A 20,257-nucleotide genomic window follows, 5' to 3' on the forward strand; every position below is an offset into this window, starting at 1 on the left:
CCGCCTTCGCCGGCGGGACGGGGCGGCCGTCAGGCCTCCGCGCCCTCGGGCGCGGCCCGTTCCCCGGCGGGCTCGGGCGGCGCCTCCAGCGGCAGGGCCGGCGAAGCGGCGCGCAGGGGCAGCGGCGGTGCGGGACGGGTGCTGACCGGGACCTGAGTGCCGGTCAGTTCCAGGCCGGTGCAGGTGATCAGGTGCCGGTCGAGCCCGCTTTCGGCCAGCAGCGCCCGGATCTCGGCGCCCGGGCTGAGCAGGATCACCCGCCCGCCCACGTCGATCGCCGTGTTGCGCAGGGCGACCAGGACGCCCAGGCCGAACCGGTCACTCATGCGGACCCGCGACAGGTCCAGTACCAGCCGCGCCGCGGGCACCGCCCGCAGCGCGCCGAGCACCGGGGCGCGCAGGATCTCCACGGTGCGCGCGCACAGCTCACCGGTGAGCTGGACGAACAGGTCACTGCCGGTGCGGTGCACGCGGACCCGCAGGGCGGGTCGGCGGCCCGGGTCCGGCTCCGATGGCGACTTGCGCCGGCACTGGTCTCTCATCAGCCTTCAAAGACCCTTCCCGGGGGGTTCGAGCAAACGGTCCAAGTAACGGTGAACCCTTTTTCGAGCTGTTTTCCTTCCGGCGCCCGGGTGCCCCGGAAGGGCCGAAAAACGGTCCGCGCGAAGTCATGACACGGCATGGCTCCACCAACTTTTGATCGGCCGCTTCCAGCGATTCTCACGGCATCCGAATCGAGTGCTGAAAGAAGTGGTCGATTGGCAGGGAAAATACCCGCGCCCCCGGCCAGGACACTTGGCGGAAGGTCAAGACTGATGCAAGCGGCATTGACCTGCGCAACAGGGGAGGCCGGGGGCGCCGGCTGACCCATATTCCCGTTCCGCTGCTTTTGCGGAGACAGTCCGAAAAGTTAGCAATCGGACGCTTATTGTCGGCTTTGCAACATTCCTCACACCCAGGTGAGCCAGCGGATCTGGTGCCGGAGCAGTTTGCCCCACATCCGCAGGCCGCGGTCCCGATCGTCCATGCAGGTGCGGGGAAGCGCGTGATCGCCGATGAGCGGTGACGGCTCGATCGCGCACGCGTACTCATAGCCGGCCTTGCGCACGGCGTCCACCTCCCGGTGCGACACGCGGCCGTAGGGGTAGGCGAAGCCGGTGACCGGGCCGTCGATGATCTCTTCCAGGATCGCCCGGCTGCGGGTCAGCTCTTCGGCCAGCTCCTCATCATCGGTCTCCGGTAATGACACATGCCGCAGCCCGTGCGAGCCGATCTCCATGCCCATGCCCGCCATGCACCGCAACTGCCGTGGCGATATCGGCCCGCGCCGGGGGCCGGGCGCATCTGAGCCGATTTTCTCGGCGGGCACGAAGACCGTGGCCGTGAAACCGCGGCGCACCAGCACCGGTGCGGCGCGCGTGGCGAAACAGGCGTGGCCGCCGTCGAAGGTCAGCCCGACCAGGCCGCGTCCCCGCCCGGCCCGCCGTGCCTCACGCAGCTCCCCCACGCTCACCCCGCGCAGCCCGTTGCGGTGCAGCCAGTCCATCTGGCGCTCGAAGGTCTCGGGGCGGACCGGCGGCCGGCGCGCATCGGCGATCCGGTCCACCGAGTGATACCTCAAGATCAACGGCATGCGGGCCGTCCAGGGCTTCACCGGCCGATCCCCCTCTCCCCGTTCGTCAGGACACGGCCCGGACCGGGACGGCCGATGAAGAAGGGGCGCCGATGCCGCAGAGCGCTCCCGAAAGAACGGCGCCCGAACGCCGGACGGCGGGCTTTCAGTCCGTCCCGGAACGTCATCGGCCCGGCCGGATGGCCATTCCGGCGCAGTGAACTTTTTCAACACGCCGTCTTCGGGGGCCGTGACCCGGAACGTCACCGAACCGAACATCGATGAGGCTCCCATCCCGGCGCCCTGAAGCGTGTATTGAAAAAGGTTCAGTGCCCGAGCCTGCCATGGCACCCGCACTCCGGCCGACCCTTTGAACCAGATAAAGCCGACACTTTGTCATTTATTGAATTGACCTTCCGGCAGGACTCGCCGGGTGCCGCGGAAGCCCATCCAAGGCGCCTTATCCAGCAGGCCGGCCAAACCCGCCCGTTGCGGCCGTCACCTGGGAAGAGGCGAATCCGGACGGCGCTTGGGAGGCACCCCCGAAAAGTTGAGAGATCAAGAATTGAAAGGCTCGCCGGTTTCCCATTTCCGGTGCCGGACGGCGGGGCCGGCCGGCCCTCGCGGCCTCCCGGACCCGCCGGCGGGGCCGCGGCGGCCTCCGCCGCGCCTCCCCGGCCGCGGCCCGCCGTCCGGCTCCCGGCAGACGGCGGGCGGAAAAGGTTCGGGGGCGGTCCGTCCGAATACGGCCCGCGCACCGCGCCCGCCCATGGGGCGGGTGGTGAAAATCATTCAACCGGCAAGGAAAAACTTCCTTTGAAGTCACGGCCCGCATCGACAGCCCGGCGGGCGCTGTGTAGGTATAGCCGGCGACCGGCGGTCGCCTCGCGCCGCAGGTCTGCAACCGGATCGATATCCACGATCAGCGGAGGAGACGACCATGCTCAAGCGAACGGCGGCGACCGGCTTGCTGGCCCTGACCGCAGGCGGCGTGCTGATGGGCGCCGCACCCGCGCTGGCCGGCGACTACGGGGTGCGCCACGACAACGCCCTGCTGCGCAGCTGCCCGTCCGGCGACTACGGCTTCCTGCTCGGGGACCGCCGCTCCTACAGCGGCGGCGGGTGCGAGCAGGTCAACATCATCTTCAACGGGAACCGCTGACGACCCGCGCGCCGCTTTCCCTCCAGCGCCGGCCCCTCCAACGCCCGGCCCACGGCACCGAACCTTTTCAACACGCCGTCTCCGCAGGTCGAGACGGAGACGTCGCAGCATCGGAGCTCCCGTTCGCAGAGCTTTGGGCCACGCACCCGAAAAGGTTCACCGGGGTGGAAGCCTCGGGGAGGCCTGCGGAGCGGGTGTGCCGCATCGCCCGATACACCGGTGGCGGTACGACCTTTGTGGTCGTACCGCCACCGGTTTTTGTCGCCGCCTGTCACGCCGGTGAGCATGCGAGGCGGCCGGCCCCGCCGCGTCCGCCTCGGATCGTCTTCCTCCCCATCCGCCATTTCCGGAAATCCGCACGGACCGGGACCAACGTGAACCGGCCGCGCCCCCGCATCCCGCCGGACGCCCTTAAAAGCAATGTTCGGGGAAAGAAATGTTCGGGACCCCGTATTTACCGGTGACGCGGGCAATTCACGGTGCCACGATGTCTGCTGACCGGCGGGCTGTATCACGCCGCGGGTCGAGATCGGCAGTCACACCCAAAAAAGGAGACATAGTGCTCAAGCGACTGGTAACGGCCGGCGTTCTGACCGCGGCCGCAGGCGGGGTACTGATGACCGCCACCCCGGCGATGGCCTTCGCCGCGCACGGGCACCACGACTACGACTCCGACGGGTACAAGAACCGTCACAACGCCCTGGTGAACGGGTGCGAGATCAACGCCGGCAACGACCGGACCCTCATCAGCATCAACATCCTCCAGGACCTGGCGCTGCTGTCCTCCAACAGCGCCAACGACGTCAACGTCGCCGAGTGCGACCAGGAGAACTTCATCGTCAACCGGAACCGCTGACCGCGTTCCACCCGCAGGGAGGCCGGCGCTCAGCGTCGGCCTCCTCGCATACCCCCGGCAGGTGAACCGCTGCAGCGCCAGCCCGCCTCCGGTAGCAGCCATTCGGACAAGTCCGAGAAGTCACCGAAAATACAGCCGCGGGACCGGCATCCATTTCCCGACGACAATGTGGAAATGCCACCCGCCTCGAGCCCTGGTCGGGCAATGCAATTCAAAAGAGTTCCCCTTGCCTTCTGAGAAGGCTGGTTCCGCGGCCGATTCAGGTGATACCAATTGTGCTTGCTACCGGCGACGGGCGACCGCGAAAGCGTGACACCGAATGCCGGATCCGGATCGGTATACCGCAAATCACAAGAAGGAGACCACAATGCTCAAGCGACTGGCGGCGGCCGGCGTTCTGTCCGTGGCCGTGGGCGGGGTCCTGATGAGTGCCTCCCCCGCGATGGCCGGCGGCGACTACGACTCCGACCTTTACAGCAACCACCACAACATCCTGGCCAACGAGTGCGACATCAACGCCGGCACCGACCGGGGCCTGCTGGACCTGAACCTCCTTCAGGACGTCGCTCTGCTGGCCGCCGACAGCGCCAACGACATCAACGCCGGCCGGTGCGACCAGGCCAACGCCATCATCAACAGGAACTGACGACGGTTCACACCCAGAGGGGATCGGTGCTCGCGCGCCGATCCCCTCTTCGCATTCGCGCCGCCGAATTGCTCCCCGGCCAAAAGGCCGCCGCCGCGCGGGGCCGGTCAGGAGGCCCGGTCCGCCTCGGCCCGCAACTGGCGGCGCAGGACCTTGCCGGTGGCGTTGCGCGGCAGTTCGGAGGGGAAGTACACATCGCGGGGCACGGCGAAGCGGCCCACCCGGCGGCGGGCGTGGTCGCGCACCTGGTCGGCGGTCAGCTCCGCGCCCGGGTGCAGCACCACGTGAGCGGCCAGCCGCTGCCCGAACTCCTCGTCCGGCACCCCGACCACGGCGACCTCGCGGACCTGCTCCAGCTCGCTGAGCGCGTCCTCGACCTCGCCGGGGAAGACGTTCTCCCCACCGGAGACGATCATGTCGTCGGAGCGGCCCTGGACGAACAGCAGCCCGTCCTCGTCGATGCGGCCCAGGTCGCCCAGGCTGATCATGCCGTCCACCGTCTCCTTGGTGGCGCCGCTGGTGTACCCGGTGAACAGCAGCTCGTTGGCGGCGAAGATGCGCCCGACGGTGCCCGGCGGGACGGGCCGGCCCTCCTCGTCCAGGATCGCCAGCCTGGTGCCGCGCGGCGGCCTGCCCGCGGTGTCGGGGTGGCGCCGCAGGTCACGGGGGGTGGCGATGGTCACCCAGGAGGCCTCGGTGGAGCCGTAGAGGTTGTAGAGGACGTCCCCGAAGGCGTCCATGAAACGGGTGGCGAACCCGCCGGGCAGGGCCGAGCCGCTGAGCGCGACGATCCGCAGCGCCGACAGGTCGAGCTCCTCTTGGGTGGACGAGCGCCACTCCAGCATGCGCTGCGCCATGATCGGGACGGCGATCAGCGCGGTGGCCCTGGTCTCGGCGGCGGTGCGCAGGCCGGCCGCGGGGTCGAACCGGCGGCGCAGCACCATGGTGGCCCGCAGCCCCAAGGCGATCTGCAGGGCGGCATAGCCCCAGGTGTGGAACATCGGGGCCTCGATGAGCATCGTCTCGTGCACCCGCAGCGGGATGCGCGACAGCACCGACGCCAGCGGGCCCAGCCCCGGCCTGGAGTGCCGGCCGGCGCCCTTGGGCTGCCCGGTCGTCCCCGAGCTGAGCACGATCGTGCGGCCGGAGTGCGGGGGCGGGGTGAGCGGCGCCTTGAGCACGGTCCGGTCGATCAGCTCGGCCACCGCCGAGCCGGGGCCGTCGGCCGTCAGGGTGCGCACCGCCGCCGGGGCGCCCTTGAGGACCTCGGCGAACTCCGAGTCGGCGATGAGCACCTCGACCTGCTGCTCGTCCAGGACTTTGAGCGACTGCTCGGCGCTCATGCCGGTGTTGAGCAGCACCACATCAGAGCCGAGCTTGCTGCAGGCCACCAGCGACTCGACCATCCCGCGGTGGTTGCGGCACAGCACCGCCACCCGCGGCCGCGCACCGCCGTCGCCCAGCGCCGCCGCCAGCCGGTCGGTGCGGGCGTCCACCTGCGCGTAGGTCAGCGTCCCGTACTCGTCCACGATCGCCGCCCGGCCGGGGTCGCGGGCCGCCGCGGACACCAGCGATCCGCCCAGCGTGGTTCCCCAGCGCCGCAGCGCGTCGAGCTGGCGGGCCACCTTCAGCGGCGGCCCCGGCCGCCACAGCCCGCTGCTGGCGAACATGGCGGCGACCCTGAGCATGGTCTCGGCCCGCTGCCTGATCCCGGCTGTCTGCGCCACGCCTGCTTTCCACCTCCCGCCGGGCCCGCCCGGATGAACGCTCCCTGTCATCGCCGGATACCGAGGCTAGGCAGCCGGACGGGCGGTCGCCATCATGCCGTATCACCCACCACCTGCGTTTTTTGTCACCTATGTGACAGTCTTCCCTGTTTTTCCAGGTCAGCGCCGGTCTTCGCGGTCCGGGCCGCTACGGGAGTGTGACAAAGGAAACCCAGACGCCCACGACGGCGGCAGGCGTCCGCCCATCGGTCCAGGACGGCGGGCGCCCGCTGTGAGGCACGACAACCGAAATGCCGGCGAACGCTGGGCGGCAACAGTGTTATCGACTCCCGATTGACCCCCCATAGTGCACGGACGACCCTTCTGACACTCCGGCGCCGGGGCTGGATGCATGTCTGAGATAGGGGACCGAACGTGAGCGGACGCCATGGCAGTCGTCCGGAATCGCCGTGGGAGCGGCGCCCGAGTCGGCGGAGCGGAGCGCAGCCGAGCCCGGCTCCCCCCAGGAGGAGGGCCCGGCGCCGGGGACGGCGGCGTTCCCTTGTCACCTTGGTGAGCACAGTGGCGGCCACGCTCCTGGTGGGAGGCGGCGTGTACGCCTTCGCCGGTTCCCTCAACTGCGCCGCCCGCGGCACCCTCGACCTGAACGTCACCGTGGCGCCGGAGCTGGAGCCCGCCCTGCGGTCCGCGGCGCAGCGGTTCAACGACCGCAAGCAGGTGGCCGAGGGACGCTGCATCAAGGTGACGGTCCACCCCGCCGACCCGCAGGCGGTGGCCACCCTGCTGTCGGGCACCGGCACCTCGCGCGGCGCCGAACGCGTCCCGGACGTGTGGATTCCCGACTCCTCGCTGTGGGCGGCCCGGTCCGCCCCCGGCGGCTCCCAGCCCGCCGCCCGGATGCCGCAGCCGGGCACCTCCATCGCCGAGACACCCATCGTCATCGGCGCCGGCAAGTCGGTGCGCGGCCTTGCGGCCGCCTCCCGGCCGAGCTGGGAAGGGCTGCTGGGCTCCGACCGGGCGAGATCGCGCACCCCCGACCCCAACCGGAGCGCGATCGGGCTGGGCATGCTCATGGCGGTGCGCATGTCGCTGGCCGGGGACTCCAAGGCGGTGGAGAAGTTCACCGGCCTGGTCCGCAGCGTCCGCCAGGGCGTGGTGCCCGACGTGCAGACCCAGTTCGCCGCCGGCACCGGCGACCGCCTCCTGGTGACCTCCGAGCAGGCGGTGCTCCGGCACAACCGGGACCACCCCGGCGAGCGGCTGCAGATCCTGCGGCCGGCCGAGGGGACGCTGGCGCTCGACTACCCCTACACCCCGATCGCCGCGGCCTTGGACAAGACCACCGCCGCGCGACTGTTCGAACGAGAGGTGCGCAGCGCCGCCACCAGGCGGGACCTGCGCGCCCTCGGCTTCCGCACCGACCGCTCCGACGGCGGCGTGCGGCTGCTGCCCCTGCCCGAGGCCGAGCAAGTGCAGCAGACGCTGCAGGCGTGGGCGAAGCTGTCGCTGACCTCGCGGATGCTGTCGCTGCTGGACATCTCCGGGTCGATGCTGCAGCGGGTGCCCGGCACCGGCGACACCCGCATGCAGGTGCTGGCCAAGGCCGCGCAACTGGGGCTGAAGTTCCAGCCCGACGACACCGAGCTGGGCCAGTGGGTGTTCTCCACCAAGCTGGACGGCGACCGGGACTGGAAGGAGACGGTGCCGGTGGGGCCGCTGGGCGAGCGGCTCGGCTCGGGGACCCGGCGGCAGCAGATCCTCAGCTCCCTGGCGTCCCTGCAGCCCAAGCCGGACGGCGACACCGGGCTGTACGACACCGTGCTGGCCGCCCTGTCCTACATGCGCAAGACCTACAAACCGGACATGGTCAACACGGTGCTGCTGATGACCGACGGCCGCAACGACGATGACGACGGTCCCACGCTGCGCCAGACGCTGGCCAAGCTGCGGGCCGGCCACGACCCCGAACGCCCCGTCCAGCTGGTGATCATCGGTTTCGGGGACGAGGTGGACCGCAAGGAGCTGCAGCAGCTGGCGGAGGCCACCGGCGGCAGCGTGCACTTCGCCAAGACGGCCGAGGACATGCGCAACATCTTCCTGGCCGGCACCTCCCGGCGGGTCTGCGCGCCCAAGTGCTGACCCGCGGACGCGACCGCGCCCCGTGGGCCCGCAAGGCCCACGGGGCGGCTCGCGCACGGGTGGGACGGCGGTCAGGGCCGCCCGTCGTCGGGCCGGCCGACCAGCTTGAGCGCGCTGAGCGCCAGCACCACCTCCACCAGCTCCCGGGGCCGGTTGAGGGACCGGCCGGTGAGCTGTTCGATGCGGCGCAGCCGGTTGAGCACGGTGTTGTGGTGGCAATACAGCCGGCCGGCGGCCTTGGAGGCCGACCCGTCGCACTCCAGCCAGGTGGCCAGCGTGGAGATCAGCACGTCCCGGAAGGCCGGGTTGATCTGGGAGAAGGCCCCCAGCACCCCGCGGCCCAGCCGCTCGGCCAGCTCCGGCTGGGAGACCACCAGCGCATCGGGCAGCCGCCTGTCCAGCCGGGCGATCTCGGCGCCGGGCTCCCGGCAGGTGCGCAGCGCCAGCTCCGCCAGCCAGCGGGCCTTGCCCAGGTCGGCCAGCGCCTCCACCACGGGGCTGATCCCGGCGTGGCCGTAGACCCGGGGCCGCAGCACCTCCACCAGGTCGTCCAGGTCGGCGTTGCCCAGATCGACCACGGCGATCTGGGTGTCGGCGCGCATCCGCCAGATGAAGCGCAGCCCGCCGCCGTCGGTGGGACGGCTGAAACCGCGTCCGCCCAGCACCTCGCCTTGATCGATCACCACCACCGCGTAGCGGCCCTGGGCGGGCAGGCCGAGCGCGCGCGTGGCGGCCGGCAGCAGTCCGGGGTCGGTGCCGCGCCCCTCCAGCAGGGCGTCCACGATCGCCTGCACCCGCTCCTCGCTGCGCCGCAGCAGCTCGTACTCGGTGCGGTGGTAGGCCTCCGCGGCGGCGGTGGACTGCTGGTCGATGGTGTGCCAGGTCAGTGTGGCGTTGCGGACCAGCAGCGGCACATGCTCGGGGTTCTCCTCGCTGACCGCCTCGACCAGCGCCTCCCAGAACACGCAGCCGGCCAGCCGGTAGGAGCGCAACAGCTGGTCCAGCGGCAGGCCCTGCTCGGCCCGCCGCCGCCCCAGCTCCTCGGCCCAGCGCAGGTCGGCGCGGCCGCGGCTGGGGTCGAGGATCGCCTCGATCCCGTGCCCGAGGCCGATGTGAGACAACTCCCACAGATCGGCGCGCAGTTCCGCTGGACGGTCCTGTCCCTCACCGGCCAAGATCTCATTGACCAGTCGATCCGCCAGCTGGGGCAGCCGGTCCGCCAGTTTACGCACCGCCCGACGGATGATCACACGGTCGGCCTTTTCGGGCGAGGTTGTGAGTGCGCCCATGCGCCACCTCCCTCGGTGAGTGCGCTCATGCTGCCACCCACCTTGGGGCCGCGACTATACGGGCGATCCAACAAAACCCCGGGATTGTGTGCGATCACAACCGCGGCCCCTATGGATTGATACTTCTCCCTCAATTCGGACAGCACTATGGACCTGCCCGCCGGGGCGTGCTGGTGTGCCAGCGTCCCCCGAAGGAGGCAGCGTGCTCGCTCCCCGCTCCCACCCCCCGAGCGAAGCCGACGGCCCCGGCAGACCCCGCGGCGGGGCCGTCGTCCTGGTCGCGCTCGCGTGCGCGGCCGCGTTGCTGACCGGCTGCACCGGCAAGGGACCGCTTGCATCCGCCGCCCCGTCCGCGGCGGCGATGCGGGTCGGTCACGGCGTCACCGGCGACCGGATCACCGTCGCCGCGCTGACCGATCTCAGCGGCCCGTACGCGCCGCTGGGCAAGGGTGTGACCCAGGCACAAAAGCTGTACTTCGACCGCCTCAACGCCGCCGGCGGGGTGTGCGGGCGCAAAGTGGAGCTGATCGTGCGCGACCACGGCTACGACGTGCGGCGGGCTGTGGCCGCCTACAGTGAGGTGGCGCCGCGCTCGGCGGCCATCGCCCAGGTCATCGGCTCCCCGATCACCAACGCGCTGCGCCCGCGCCTGGAGTCGGCCGGGGTGCTGACCGTCCCGCAGGCCTGGGCGCACACCCTGCTGGGCAGCAAGTACATCCAGGTCGTCGGGACGACCTACGACCTGGACATGATCAACGGGGTCGCGTTCCTGACCGAGGAGAAGGGCCTGCGGCGCGGGGATGCGATCGGCCATCTGTTCCTGGACGGCGACTACGGGCACAGCGCGCTGGCCGGCTCCCGCTGGGCCGCCCGGCAGGCCGGGCTGCGGCTCATCGAACAGCGGGTCAAGGCCGCCGACGGTGACATGAGCGCGCAGGCCGCCGCGTTCCGCCGGGCCGGCGTCAAGGCGATCTTGGTCAGTGTGAGCCCGCCGCAGGCGGCCTCCCTGGTCGGCGCCGCCGCCGCGCAAGGACTGGACGTGCCGTTCGTGGCCGGCAATTCGGCGTTCGCCGAGCAGCTGCTGAAGAGCCCGATCGGCCCCGCTCTGGAGAAGAACTACTTCGTCCTCAGCGCCGGGGCGCCGATGAGCGCCGACATTCCCGGCGTCAAGGCGCTGGCCCGCGACTACCGGCGGGCCTACCGGGGGCAGCCGCTGGACTCCGGCGTGCTGTCCGGCTACATGGCCGCCGCGATCGTCGGGCAGGCCCTCAAGAAGGCGTGCGCCATGCGGGACCTCAGCCGGGAGGGCATCGTGGCCGCGCACCGCTCCACGCACGCCTTCGACGCCGGCCTGGGCGGCCCGCCGCAGAACTACACCCAGTGGACCAGGCCCGGCTCGCGGGCCAGTTACGTCCTCCGGCCGGACCGCGACGCCCTCGGCGGTCTGACGATCCACCGCGAGCCCTTCGAATCCACCCTGGCGAAAAGCTACGACCCACCCCTCTGAGCGATGCCCTGAGCGGGAAGGAGCGCCATGCCACCCGGCTCAACGTTCGCACCCCCCATGGCCGTCGAAACCGCCGTTCCCACGGCATCCGCCCCCGGGCCCGAACCCGTCCTGCACGGACGCGACCGGGAGCTGGCGGCGCTGCGCGAACTGATCGAGCAGGCCCGCCGCGGACGGGGCGGCGCGCTGCAGATCTCAGGCGGTCTGGGCATGGGCAAGACCGCCCTGCTGGAGGCCGCGCTGCGCCAGGCCGCGGCCGGCCTTCGCACGCTCGGCACCCGCGGGATCCCCGACGAGTCCCGCTTCGCACTGGCCGGCCTGCACCGCATGCTCCGGCCGGTGGCCGACCGGCTGGACCGGCTGCCGCCGCAGCAGGCGGCGGCGCTGGCCTTCCTGACCGACGCCGCCGCGGAGCCGCCCGCCGACTCCTTCGCGCTGTGCCGCGCCGTGCTGGGCCTGCTGACCGAGCTGGGCCGGGACGGCCCGGTGCTGTGCTGGGTCGACGACGCCCAATGGCTGGACGCCCCGTCCCTGGAGGCGCTGGCGTTCGCCGCGCGCCGCGTGGCGGACCAACCGGTGGCGATGCTGTTCACCGTCCGCGACGAGCACGGGCCGCCGGAGGAGGCCGGGCCGCTGTCGGACATCCGGTCGCTGGAACTGGGCCCGCTGGAGGAGGCCGACGCGCTGGCGATCCTGCGCGGGCGGACCGGGGGAGGCCACAGTGAGCTGGACGCCGAGCTGCTGGAGGCGGCCGCCGGCAACCCGCTGGCGATGGTCGAGCTGGCCACCGCCCTCGGCGACGCCCCCGCCCGGCAGGCGACGGCCGTGACGCTGCCCCCGCACAGCCGGCTGCGCGCCCACTACCGGCGGCGGCTGTACCGGCTGCCGCCGGGCGCCCGGATGCTGGTGCTGCTGGCGGTCGCCGACGACCGGCTGGAGCTGGACACCCTCACCCGGGCCGCCGCCGAGGCCGGCGTCGATCTGGCCGAATGGGACGTGGCGCTGAAGTCGGGGCTGGTGCGGGTGGACGGCGAACGCGTCCACGTGGCCGACCCGCTGGCGCGCGCCTGCCTGGAGACGGACGCGGCGCTGGCCGAGCGGCGCGCGGTGCACCGGCTGCTGGCGAAGGTGCTGGACCGCCCCTGGCACCGGTTGCGGCGGGCCTGGCACCGCGCGGCGATCACCGAGGGGGTGGACGCGGCGCTGGCCGACGAGCTGAGCGCGGGCGCCGTGCTGGCCGAGGAGACCGGTGACCACGCCGCGGCCGCCCGGGCCTGGCAGCGGGCCGCGGCGCTGACCCCCCAGCCGCGGCTGAAGGCCGACCGGCTGCTGGCGGCCGCCGAGGATCACTGGCGGGCCGGCCGGCCGCGCAGCGCCCGCGCCCTGCTGCAGCGGGCCCGGCCGCTGCTGGGGTCGGCCGAGCTGATCGGCCGGGCCGACCGGCTGCACGGGGAGATCGAACTGCGCGCCGGGCACCCGCCCGCCGCCGCCCGGCTGCTGCTGGACGCCGCCGGCAGGCTGGCCGAGTCCCGGCCCGGCCTGGCGCTGAGCGCGCTGATGCGGGCGATCGAGGCCGCCGACCTGACCGGCGACCTGCGCGCCCAGCGCAACGCGGCGCAGCGGGCCGCCGAGCTGTGCCACCCGGCCGGGCACCCGATGACCGAGCTGATGATGACGCACTTCGCCGGGATGGCGGCGGCGCTGCAGGGCGACTACGAACGCACCTGCACCCCGCTGCGCCGGTCGATGGAGCTGAGCGAGACCAGCACCGACCCGGCGGCCAAGATCTGGGGCAGCGTGTCGGCCATCACCCTCGGCGACGACCTGCGCGCCCATGAACTGGCCGAACAGGCGGTGCACGCCGCCCGCCGGCCCCAGGCCGCCGCGCTGCTGCCCGCCTGCCTGGTCACCTTGTCGCTGGTGGAGTGCCTGCTGGGGCGTTTCCCGGCCGCGCTGGCCCACTCCGCCGAAGGGCTGCGCCTGGCACGCGCCGCCGGGCAGGACAACTGCGCCATCGACCACCTGGCCCTGATGGCGCTGGTCAACGCGTTCCTGGGGGACCGTGAGGCGGCCATGTCCCAGCTGGCGGCCATCGCCGAACCGGTCGGCGCCCGCGGGCTGAGCCGTCCCGCCACGGTGGCGGCCTGGGCGCTGGCCTGCCTGGAGCTGGCCGACGACCGGCCCGCCGACGCCGCCGCCCGGCTGCGGCTGCGCGGCGTCGCCGGCGCCCAGCACCGCACCATCCGCGTCCTGGCCACCCCCTATTTCGTGGAGGCGGCGGTGCGCAGCGACCGGCGGCGGCAGGCCGCTCGGGCGCTCACGGCCTACCGGCAGTGGGCCGAGGGCACCGGCAGCCCGGCGCGGCTGGCGCTGGCGCACCGCTGCCAGGGGCTGCTGGCCGAGGACGACGAAGCGGCGGTGGCGCACTTCGAAGAGGCGCTGCGCCACCACGCCAAGGCCGAATCGGCCTTCGAGATGGCCCGCACCGCGCTGCTGTACGGGCACCGGCTGCGGCGCGGCCGCAAGCCGCGGGCCGCCCGCGAGCACCTGCGCGACGCACTGCAGATCTTCACCGAGTACGGGGCCGAGCGCTGGGCGGAGCGGGCCCGGGCGGAGCTGCGCGCCGCCGGGGAGACGGTGGAAGCGCCCGCGGCGCCGCCCGGGCTGGACGAGCTGACCCCCCAGCAGCTGCAGATCGCCCGGCTGGTCGCCGAGGGCGCCACCAACCGGGAGATCGCCGCCCAGCTGTCGCTGAGCCCCCGCACCATCGAGCACCATCTGCGCAACATCTTCACCCGCCTGGACATTCGCTCCCGGGTCGAGCTGACCTTGCTGCTCCGCCGGGCGTGACGTCCCGGTGAACCCGCCGAGGCGTCGTCGCCGTACCCGGGAAGGGGGCCTCGCGGCCGGAAGACGCGGGCAACGAGCGCCGTCGAGGCCCCCATCGCGAGAAGGCCGGGTGCGGAAAAGACGGATCCGGCGGGCGTTCGCCGGATCCGTCCCTGATTAGATGGCGGCGTGATCGTCGACACCCATGTGCACCTGCTGCCCGGCCGGCTCGGTGAGAAGGTGCGTGCGATCTTCGAGGCCTACATCCCGGGACGGCTGAGCTACCCCAACGACCACGCCGCGGTCCTGGCGGCGGCCGAGCGGGCGGGCGTCGGCCAGGTGTGGAGCCTGCCGTACGCGCACAAGCCCGGTGTGGCCGCCGGGCTCAACGAGGCCAGCGCCCGCCTGGCCGCCCGCCCTCCCCACCCGTCGGTGCAGGTGGTGGGCGGCGCCACCGTCCACCCCGGGGACGCCGATCCGGAGCGCGTGGTGGGCCGGGCGATCGACGAGCTGGGTTTGCGGGTGCTGAAACTGCACTGCTCGGTGGGGGACTTCAGGGCCGACGATCCCGCTTTCGACGCGATGTGGCGGCTGGTCGAGCGGCGCCGCCTGCCCGCGGTCGTCCACGTGGGCCACGCCGTCACCGGTCACACCCGAAGCGAGGAGCTGGCGGCGCTGGAGAACGTCGCCCGGCGGCACCCGCAGGCCCCGCTGATCATCGCGCACGCCGCGCACCCGGCCTCCGCGGCCGCGATCGAGCTGATCGGCCGGTGCCCCAACGTGCTGGCCGACCTCACCCCCGTGGTCACCGAGCCGGTGGAGGTGCCCGCCGAGGTCCTGGAGGAGCACGCCGACCGGTTCCTGTTCGGCACCGACGCGCCCAACGTGGCCCTGACCATCGAGTCCGGCATGGCGCGCCTGGACGGCCTGTCGCCGGCGGCCCGCGCCGCGATCCTGGGCGGCAACGCCCGGCGGCTGCTGGCGGAGGTGCGTTAGCCGTGCCGCCGAAGCGGCCGCACGGGGCCGGCGCTCAGCGCTGCTTGGTGAAGTGCTCCATCGGCACCCGGACGAAGATGGCGGCGGCGCGCACCGCGACCGGGCCGTCCGGGCCGCCGATGCGGCCCTCGCCCTCGATGTAGGCCTTGCGTCCCTCCACCCCGTTGCACCAGGCCTTCAAGTAGAGGGTGGAGCCCACGGGCACGGGGGCCAGGTAGTCGGTCTCCAGCCGCCCGGTCACATAGCGGCCGCCGGTCAGCCAGGCGGAGGTGCCGAGGATCTCGTCCATCGCGGTGGCGAGGATCCCGCCGTGCGCCAGCCCCGGCGCCCCCTGATGCTCCCTCTTGACGACGATCTCGCCGTAGGCGGTGGTGCCGTCCCGGCCGATGCGCTTCATCTGCAGCCCGTGCTCCACATGGGGGCCGCATCCGAAGCACTCGTTGCCCAGCACCTCGTCCGACAGCTCGTACTCCTGGCCGGCGGCCGGGTCCACCGCGGGAACGGTCGCGCCCGGCGGCGGCGTGGTGATCTCCGAGGCCGCGCTGGTGCGCTTGGCGGACCGGGATTCGGTGGGAGCGGTCATACCTTCAAACGGTACAAATCACTCGTCCTCGGTTGAAAGTTGCAGCGACCGAGAGTTACCTCACGTCCCGGCCCCGGCGGCCGGGCGTTGTGAGGTGGACCATCCCCGCCGCCCGCCCGTCCGGCGTCTTTCACAACCGAGGCGACCGCGCGCCGAACCCGCAGGTCAGCCGGGCAAGGGCGGCCGATCGCGGCACAAGGGGCGCACATACACTGCTCGCCGTGAACGCTGAGTACGGCTACTGGCAGACCGTCCCCACCCGCTGGAAGGACAACGACGTCTACGGCCACGTCAACAACGCCGTGCACTACTCGGTCATGGACACGGTGATCAACACTTGGTTGATCCGTGAGGCGGGGCTGGACATCCACCACGGCTCCCAGATCGGGCTGTGCGTGGAATCCCGGTGCGTCTACAAGGGTTCCATCGAATTTCCCGAGTCCTTTCAGGTGGGGCTGCGGATCGGGCACCTGGGCCGTTCCAGCGTCCACTACGAGGTGGGCCTGTTCCGCGAGGACGGCAAGACCTTGATCGCAGAGGGGCGTTTCGTCCATGTTTTCGTGGACCGCGCAACGCGCCGGCCGGTGGAGATCGGCGAGCCGATGCGCTCGGCCATGAAAAAACTGCTGACCGGTTGAAGTGGGCTAGCGAAGGGATCGAGGCATGACGACGGACGGCGGACGGGCCCTGGTACTGGGCGGCGGCGGGGTCGCCGGGATCGCCTGGGAGGCCGGGCTGATCACCGGGCTGGCCGCGCACGGGGTGGATTTGACCACCGCGGACCTGATCGTGGGCACCTCGGCGGGCTCGGTGGTCGGCGCGCACGTGGCGCACGGCGCGGACCTGTCGGAGGCGGTGCAGCGCCTGGCGGCCCGCTCCACCGGCGGCGGGCCGGGCACCGCGCCCCGCAACACCGACCTGAACGCGGTGCTGGAGGCGTTCGCCATCCTCTACGACACCTCCCTGGATCCCCAGGAGGCCCGCGCCAAGGTCGGCCGGATGGCGCTGGAGGCACAGGTGGACGAGATGGGCGCCGTCCTGGAGGAGGTCGGCCGGCGGCTGCCCGACCAGAACTGGCCCAAGCGGCGGCTGCTGATCACCGGGGTGGACGCCGAGGACGGCTCGTTCGCGGTGTGGGATTCGGCCTCCGGGGTGCCGCTGGCGCTGGCGGTGCGGGCCAGCTGCTCGGTGCCGTGCGTCTTCCCGCCGGTCGCCATCGACGGCCGCCGCTACATGGACGGCGGCATCCGCTCGGTCACCAACGCCGACCTGGCCAAGGGCGCGCAGGCGGTGGTCGTCCTGGAGCCCATGGCCCATCTGACGCCGCGCAACACCCTGCAGCGGGAGCTGGCCGAACTGGAGGGCGCCCGCATCGCCACCGTCGCCCCCGACGAGGCCGCCCAGCGGGTCTTCGGCGCCGACATCCTCAGCCCCAAACTGTGGGGTCCGGCTTTCGACGCCGGTGTGGCGCAGGCCGCGTCCGCCGTGGAAACCGTCCGCGCGGCCTGGGCCTGAGGGCGGACCCGATGTTTTGTTCCCTGCTGGCCGGAACCGGCCAGCAGGGAAATGGAACCGCATTCCGTCCCGTCCCATCGAACCCATTGAGAACAGGCGGAATGGGAGGATGTAAAGGGTGCGGTTCGAACGTCCGATTCCCCGCCGCCCGCGACGGGTCACAGCGGATCGGACTGGTCGCTCATCTGCGACACCTGTACCATTCGCCGCACGGTGCGCCGGGAAGTCTGGTCGGCGGGGATGGCCGAGCCTGCTCGCCCCCGGCGACACCGCGAGCCTTCCGGCCGTCCCCTCGGGCGATCCGGCCGCTCGGATCGCGACGGTCGTGGAATTCCGCTTTGGAGCGGAAGCGAATACGGGGGAGGTCGGCTAGGCCATGGGCGAGTTCATCGAGACGATTTTCTCCTTCCCCACCGGCCTGTTCACGTTCGCCCTGGTGGTCGTCGGCGGTTATTGGCTGGCCATGGTGCTCGGCGCCGCGGACCTGGAACTGCTGGACGGAGACGATGAGGCCGCGGGATTGAGCGGCTTCCTCGGCGCCCTGCGGCTGGGCGACGTTCCGGTGACCGTCGCGCTGTCGCTGCTGATCGCCTTCTCCTGGTTCTTCAGTCTGGTAGGTGCCGTCATGCTGGATGGGCTGGAGCTGTCCTCGCCGCTGACGATCGCTCTGGGGCTGGTGGTGCTGGCGCTGGCCGTGGTGCTCGCCTGGCTGGCCACCTGCCTGGTGGTGATACCGCTGCGCAAGGCGCTGCCGCGGCTGCGCGAGTCGTCCCGGCACGACTTCGTGGGACGGGTCTGCGTGATCCGCACCTCCACGGTGGGCCCGGACTTCGGGCAGGCCGAGATCACCGCGCCGGACGGCTCCTCGGCGATCATCCAGGTCCGCCAGGAGAGCGAGGACCCGCTGGCCGGGCCGCTCACCGCCGGCAGCACCGCGCTGATCTTCGACTACGACAGCAAGGGCGAGTTCTTCCGGGTGATGCCCTACGACGCGTCCATGGATCCCGACCGTCCGCTGTCCTGACCGCCGTGCCGGCCCGCGCAGGGCCCGACCGCCTGCGTCCCGACCCCCGAAGGGAATGTGTTCATGGAGTCCATCACCCTAGGGCTCGGCGTGCTCCTCGCCGTCGTGCTGCTCATAGGGCTGGGGATGGCGATCATCGTCAGCCGCCTGTTCCGCAAGGTCGAACAGGGCAAAGCGCTCATCGTCTCCAAGGTCCGCAAGGTCGATGTGACCTTCACCGGCGCGATCGTGCTGCCGGTGCTGCACAAGGCCGAGGTCATGGACATCTCGGTGAAGACCATCGAGATCGCCCGCACCGGCCGCGAGGGCCTGATCTGCCGCGACAACATCCGCGCCGACATCCGCATCACGTTCTTCGTGCGGGTCAACAAGACCGTCGAGGACGTCATCAAGGTGGCGCAGGCCATCGGCACCGAGCGGGCCAGCAACCAGGAGACGCTGCAGGAGCTGTTCAGCGCCAAGTTCTCCGAGGCGCTCAAGACCGTCGGCAAGCAGCTGGACTTCGTCGACCTGTACACCCGGCGCGAGGAGTTCCGCGACCACATCGTCCGCGTCATCGGCACCGACCTCAACGGTTACGTGCTGGAGGACGCGGCCATCGACTACCTGGAGCAGACCCCGCTCGGCGACCTCAACCCCGACAACATCCTCGACGCCCAGGGCATCCGCAAGATCACCGAGCTGACCGCGATCGAGCACGTCCGCACCAACGAGTACCGGCGCAACGAGGAAAAGGAGATCACCCGGCAGAACGTGGACGCCCGCGAGGCGATCTTGGAGCTGGAGCGCCGGCAGGCCGACGCCGAGATCCGCCAGCGGCGCGAGATCGAGACCCTCAAGGCCCGCGAAGAGGCCGAGATCGCGCGGGTGCAGGCCGAGGAGCGGCTGCGGGCGCAGACCGCGCACATCCGCACCGACGAGCAGCTGGGCATCCAGCAGGAGAACAAGGCCCGCGAGATCGCGGTGGCCGAGAAGAACCGCGAGCGGGTCATCGCCATCGAGACCGAGCGGATCGAAAAGGACCGGCAGCTGGAGGTCATCGCCCGCGAGCGGGAGACCGAGCTGTCGCGCATCGCCGCCAACAAGGAGATCGAGGCCGAGAAGCGGGAGATCGCCGAGGTCGTCCGGGAGCGGATCGCGGTCGAAAAGACCGTGGCCGAGCAGGAGGAGAGCATCAAGCGGCTGCGCACCGTGGAGGAGGCCGAGCGCACCCGCCAGGCGCTGATCATCCAGGCCGAGGCCGAGGCGCAGGAGGCCCTGGTCAAGGACATCAAGGCCGCCGAGGCCGCCGAGGCCGCCGCCAAGTTCAAGGCCCGCGAGGAGCTGACGCTGGCCGAGGCCCGGCAGCAGGCCGCCGACCTGGAGGCCCGCGCCAAGATCCGGCTGGCCGAGGGCATCCAGGCCGAGCACGCCGCCCCCGGGCTGGCCGAGGTGCAGGTGCGCGAGCGCAACGCCGAGGCCATCGAGAAGGAGGGCCGCGCCCAGGCCGCCGTGGAGCGGGAGATGCGGGCGGTGGAGGCCGCCGCGCTGCGCGACCGGCTGCAGGCCGAGGCCGAGGGCGAAAAGGACAAGGCGATGGCGCAGGCCGAGGGCATCGCCGAGAAGCTCAAGGCCGAGGCCGAGGGCATCAGCGAGAAGGCCGAGGCGATGGCCAAGCTCACCGACGCCACCCGCGAGCACGAGGAGTACCGCCTGCGCCTGGAGACCGAAAAGGACATCCGCCTGGCCGGGCTGGACATGCAGCGGCAGATCGCCGAGCAGCAGGCCAACGTGCTGGCCGCCGGGCTCAGCAAGGCCGACATCAGCATCGTCGGCGGCGACAGCGTGTTCTTCGACAAGCTGATGAACTCGGTGGCGCTCGGCAAGAGCGTGGACGGGTTCGTCAACAACTCCCAGGTCGCCCAGGCGCTGGGCGGTCCGTGGCTGACCGGCGAGGGCAGCTTCACCGAGGACCTCACCCGCGTGCTGGGGTCGCTGGACGCCGGGGGCGTGCGCGACCTGACCCTCTCGGCGCTGCTGCTCAAGCTGATCAAGGCGGGCGGCCCGCACACCGACAAGCTGAGCGAACTGCTGAACACCGCCCAGCGCCTGGGCCTGGCCGACGCCCCGGTCTCCGCGCTGATCCCCAAGCAGCCCGCGGTCTCCGCGGCCAACGGCGACCACTGATTCACGCACGTGGTCCCGGTTTCCGGGACGGGGCCGCAGCGGCGTCCGGTTCCGCGCCCTCCCAGGGCGTGAAGCCGCTCCCGTCCCGGCCCCCGGAAACGGCGTGCTGAGAAAGGGGCACCGGCCGGCTCCCGGGTGCTGCGGGCGGCTCGTCCGCCCGCAGCACCCGCCCGTGCTCCGGCCGGACCGGTGCCCCCGGCGGGCCC

At 71.9% G+C, this 20,257-nt stretch carries 16 protein-coding genes; 11 read left to right on the forward strand and 5 right to left on the reverse strand.

Annotation, left to right across the window (positions count from 1 at the left end):
• Positions 1-29: 29 nt before the first annotated feature.
• Entirely contained in the window at positions 30-542 is a 513-nt protein-coding gene (locus BUE48_RS23235; protein ID WP_286991041.1) for an STAS domain-containing protein, read from the reverse strand.
• A 407-nt stretch (positions 543-949) separates the two neighbouring features.
• The gene (locus tag BUE48_RS23240; protein ID WP_012854977.1) at positions 950-1,654 is read right to left on the reverse strand and encodes a polysaccharide deacetylase family protein; all 705 of its coding nucleotides are present in this window, start codon (positions 1,652-1,654) and stop codon (positions 950-952) included.
• A gap of 898 nt (positions 1,655-2,552) precedes the next feature.
• On the opposite strand from BUE48_RS23240, the gene BUE48_RS23245 reads away from it, so the two are divergent.
• The 3 genes from BUE48_RS23245 to BUE48_RS23255 all read left to right on the forward strand — a co-directional run bounded on the left by BUE48_RS23245 (position 2,553) and on the right by BUE48_RS23255 (position 4,276).
• On the forward strand, positions 2,553-2,774 hold the full coding sequence (locus tag BUE48_RS23245; protein WP_012854978.1) for a hypothetical protein: 222 nt from the start codon (positions 2,553-2,555) through the stop codon (positions 2,772-2,774).
• 559 nt (positions 2,775-3,333) lie between these two features.
• A complete protein-coding gene (locus BUE48_RS23250) occupies positions 3,334-3,630 on the forward strand; it encodes a hypothetical protein (RefSeq protein WP_012854979.1) in 297 nt (98 codons plus the stop codon).
• A 367-nt stretch (positions 3,631-3,997) separates the two neighbouring features.
• Positions 3,998-4,276, forward strand: a complete 279-nt coding sequence (locus tag BUE48_RS23255; RefSeq protein ID WP_012854980.1) for a hypothetical protein — start codon at positions 3,998-4,000, stop codon at positions 4,274-4,276.
• A gap of 107 nt (positions 4,277-4,383) precedes the next feature.
• Here the strand turns inward: BUE48_RS23255 and BUE48_RS23260 are convergent, their stop codons facing one another.
• Positions 4,384-6,003, reverse strand: coding sequence for an AMP-binding protein (locus BUE48_RS23260; protein WP_012854981.1), 1,620 nt, complete (start codon positions 6,001-6,003; stop codon positions 4,384-4,386).
• A 552-nt stretch (positions 6,004-6,555) separates the two neighbouring features.
• Between BUE48_RS23260 and BUE48_RS23265 the strand changes: the two genes are divergently transcribed.
• Positions 6,556-8,142, forward strand: a complete 1,587-nt coding sequence (locus tag BUE48_RS23265; RefSeq protein ID WP_169313055.1) for a substrate-binding and VWA domain-containing protein — start codon at positions 6,556-6,558, stop codon at positions 8,140-8,142.
• Positions 8,143-8,213: 71 nt separating this feature from the next.
• Here the strand turns inward: BUE48_RS23265 and BUE48_RS23270 are convergent, their stop codons facing one another.
• Positions 8,214-9,431 carry a PucR family transcriptional regulator gene (locus BUE48_RS23270; RefSeq protein ID WP_012854983.1) on the reverse strand — a complete coding sequence of 406 codons (1,218 nt, stop codon included), beginning with the start codon at positions 9,429-9,431 and terminating at the stop codon, positions 8,214-8,216.
• Between the two features lie 202 nt (positions 9,432-9,633).
• On the opposite strand from BUE48_RS23270, the gene BUE48_RS23275 reads away from it, so the two are divergent.
• The 3 genes from BUE48_RS23275 to BUE48_RS23285 all read left to right on the forward strand — a co-directional run bounded on the left by BUE48_RS23275 (position 9,634) and on the right by BUE48_RS23285 (position 14,763).
• Positions 9,634-10,938, forward strand: a complete 1,305-nt coding sequence (locus BUE48_RS23275; RefSeq protein WP_012854984.1) for an ABC transporter substrate-binding protein — start codon at positions 9,634-9,636, stop codon at positions 10,936-10,938.
• Positions 10,939-10,995: 57 nt separating this feature from the next.
• A complete protein-coding gene (locus BUE48_RS23280; RefSeq protein WP_286991042.1) occupies positions 10,996-13,788 on the forward strand; it encodes an ATP-binding protein in 2,793 nt (930 codons plus the stop codon).
• A gap of 168 nt (positions 13,789-13,956) precedes the next feature.
• Positions 13,957-14,763, forward strand: a complete 807-nt coding sequence (locus tag BUE48_RS23285; protein ID WP_012854986.1) for an amidohydrolase family protein — start codon at positions 13,957-13,959, stop codon at positions 14,761-14,763.
• Between the two features lie 34 nt (positions 14,764-14,797).
• Here BUE48_RS23285 and BUE48_RS23290 read toward each other — a convergent pair whose 3' ends face one another.
• Positions 14,798-15,346: a PaaI family thioesterase gene (locus BUE48_RS23290; protein ID WP_012854987.1), complete on the reverse strand. Its 549-nt coding sequence runs from the start codon at positions 15,344-15,346 to the stop codon at positions 14,798-14,800.
• Positions 15,347-15,567: 221 nt separating this feature from the next.
• Between BUE48_RS23290 and BUE48_RS23295 the strand changes: the two genes are divergently transcribed.
• The 4 genes from BUE48_RS23295 (at position 15,568) to BUE48_RS23310 (ending at position 20,051) form a co-directional block, all read left to right on the forward strand.
• Positions 15,568-15,984: an acyl-CoA thioesterase gene (locus BUE48_RS23295; RefSeq protein ID WP_012854988.1), complete on the forward strand. Its 417-nt coding sequence runs from the start codon at positions 15,568-15,570 to the stop codon at positions 15,982-15,984.
• Positions 15,985-16,009: 25 nt separating this feature from the next.
• Positions 16,010-16,861 (forward strand): patatin-like phospholipase family protein, encoded by an 852-nt coding sequence (locus BUE48_RS23300; protein WP_012854989.1) that lies wholly within the window; start codon positions 16,010-16,012, stop codon positions 16,859-16,861.
• A gap of 376 nt (positions 16,862-17,237) precedes the next feature.
• A complete protein-coding gene (locus BUE48_RS23305; RefSeq protein WP_012854990.1) occupies positions 17,238-17,885 on the forward strand; it encodes an OB-fold-containig protein in 648 nt (215 codons plus the stop codon).
• Between the two features lie 63 nt (positions 17,886-17,948).
• The gene (locus BUE48_RS23310; protein ID WP_012854991.1) at positions 17,949-20,051 is read left to right on the forward strand and encodes a hypothetical protein; all 2,103 of its coding nucleotides are present in this window, start codon (positions 17,949-17,951) and stop codon (positions 20,049-20,051) included.
• Positions 20,052-20,257 lie beyond the last annotated feature (206 nt).

The sequence above is a fragment of the Thermomonospora sp. CIF 1 genome (genome assembly GCF_001896795.1).
Classification (GTDB): Bacteria; Actinomycetota; Actinomycetes; order Streptosporangiales; family Streptosporangiaceae; genus Thermomonospora; species Thermomonospora curvata.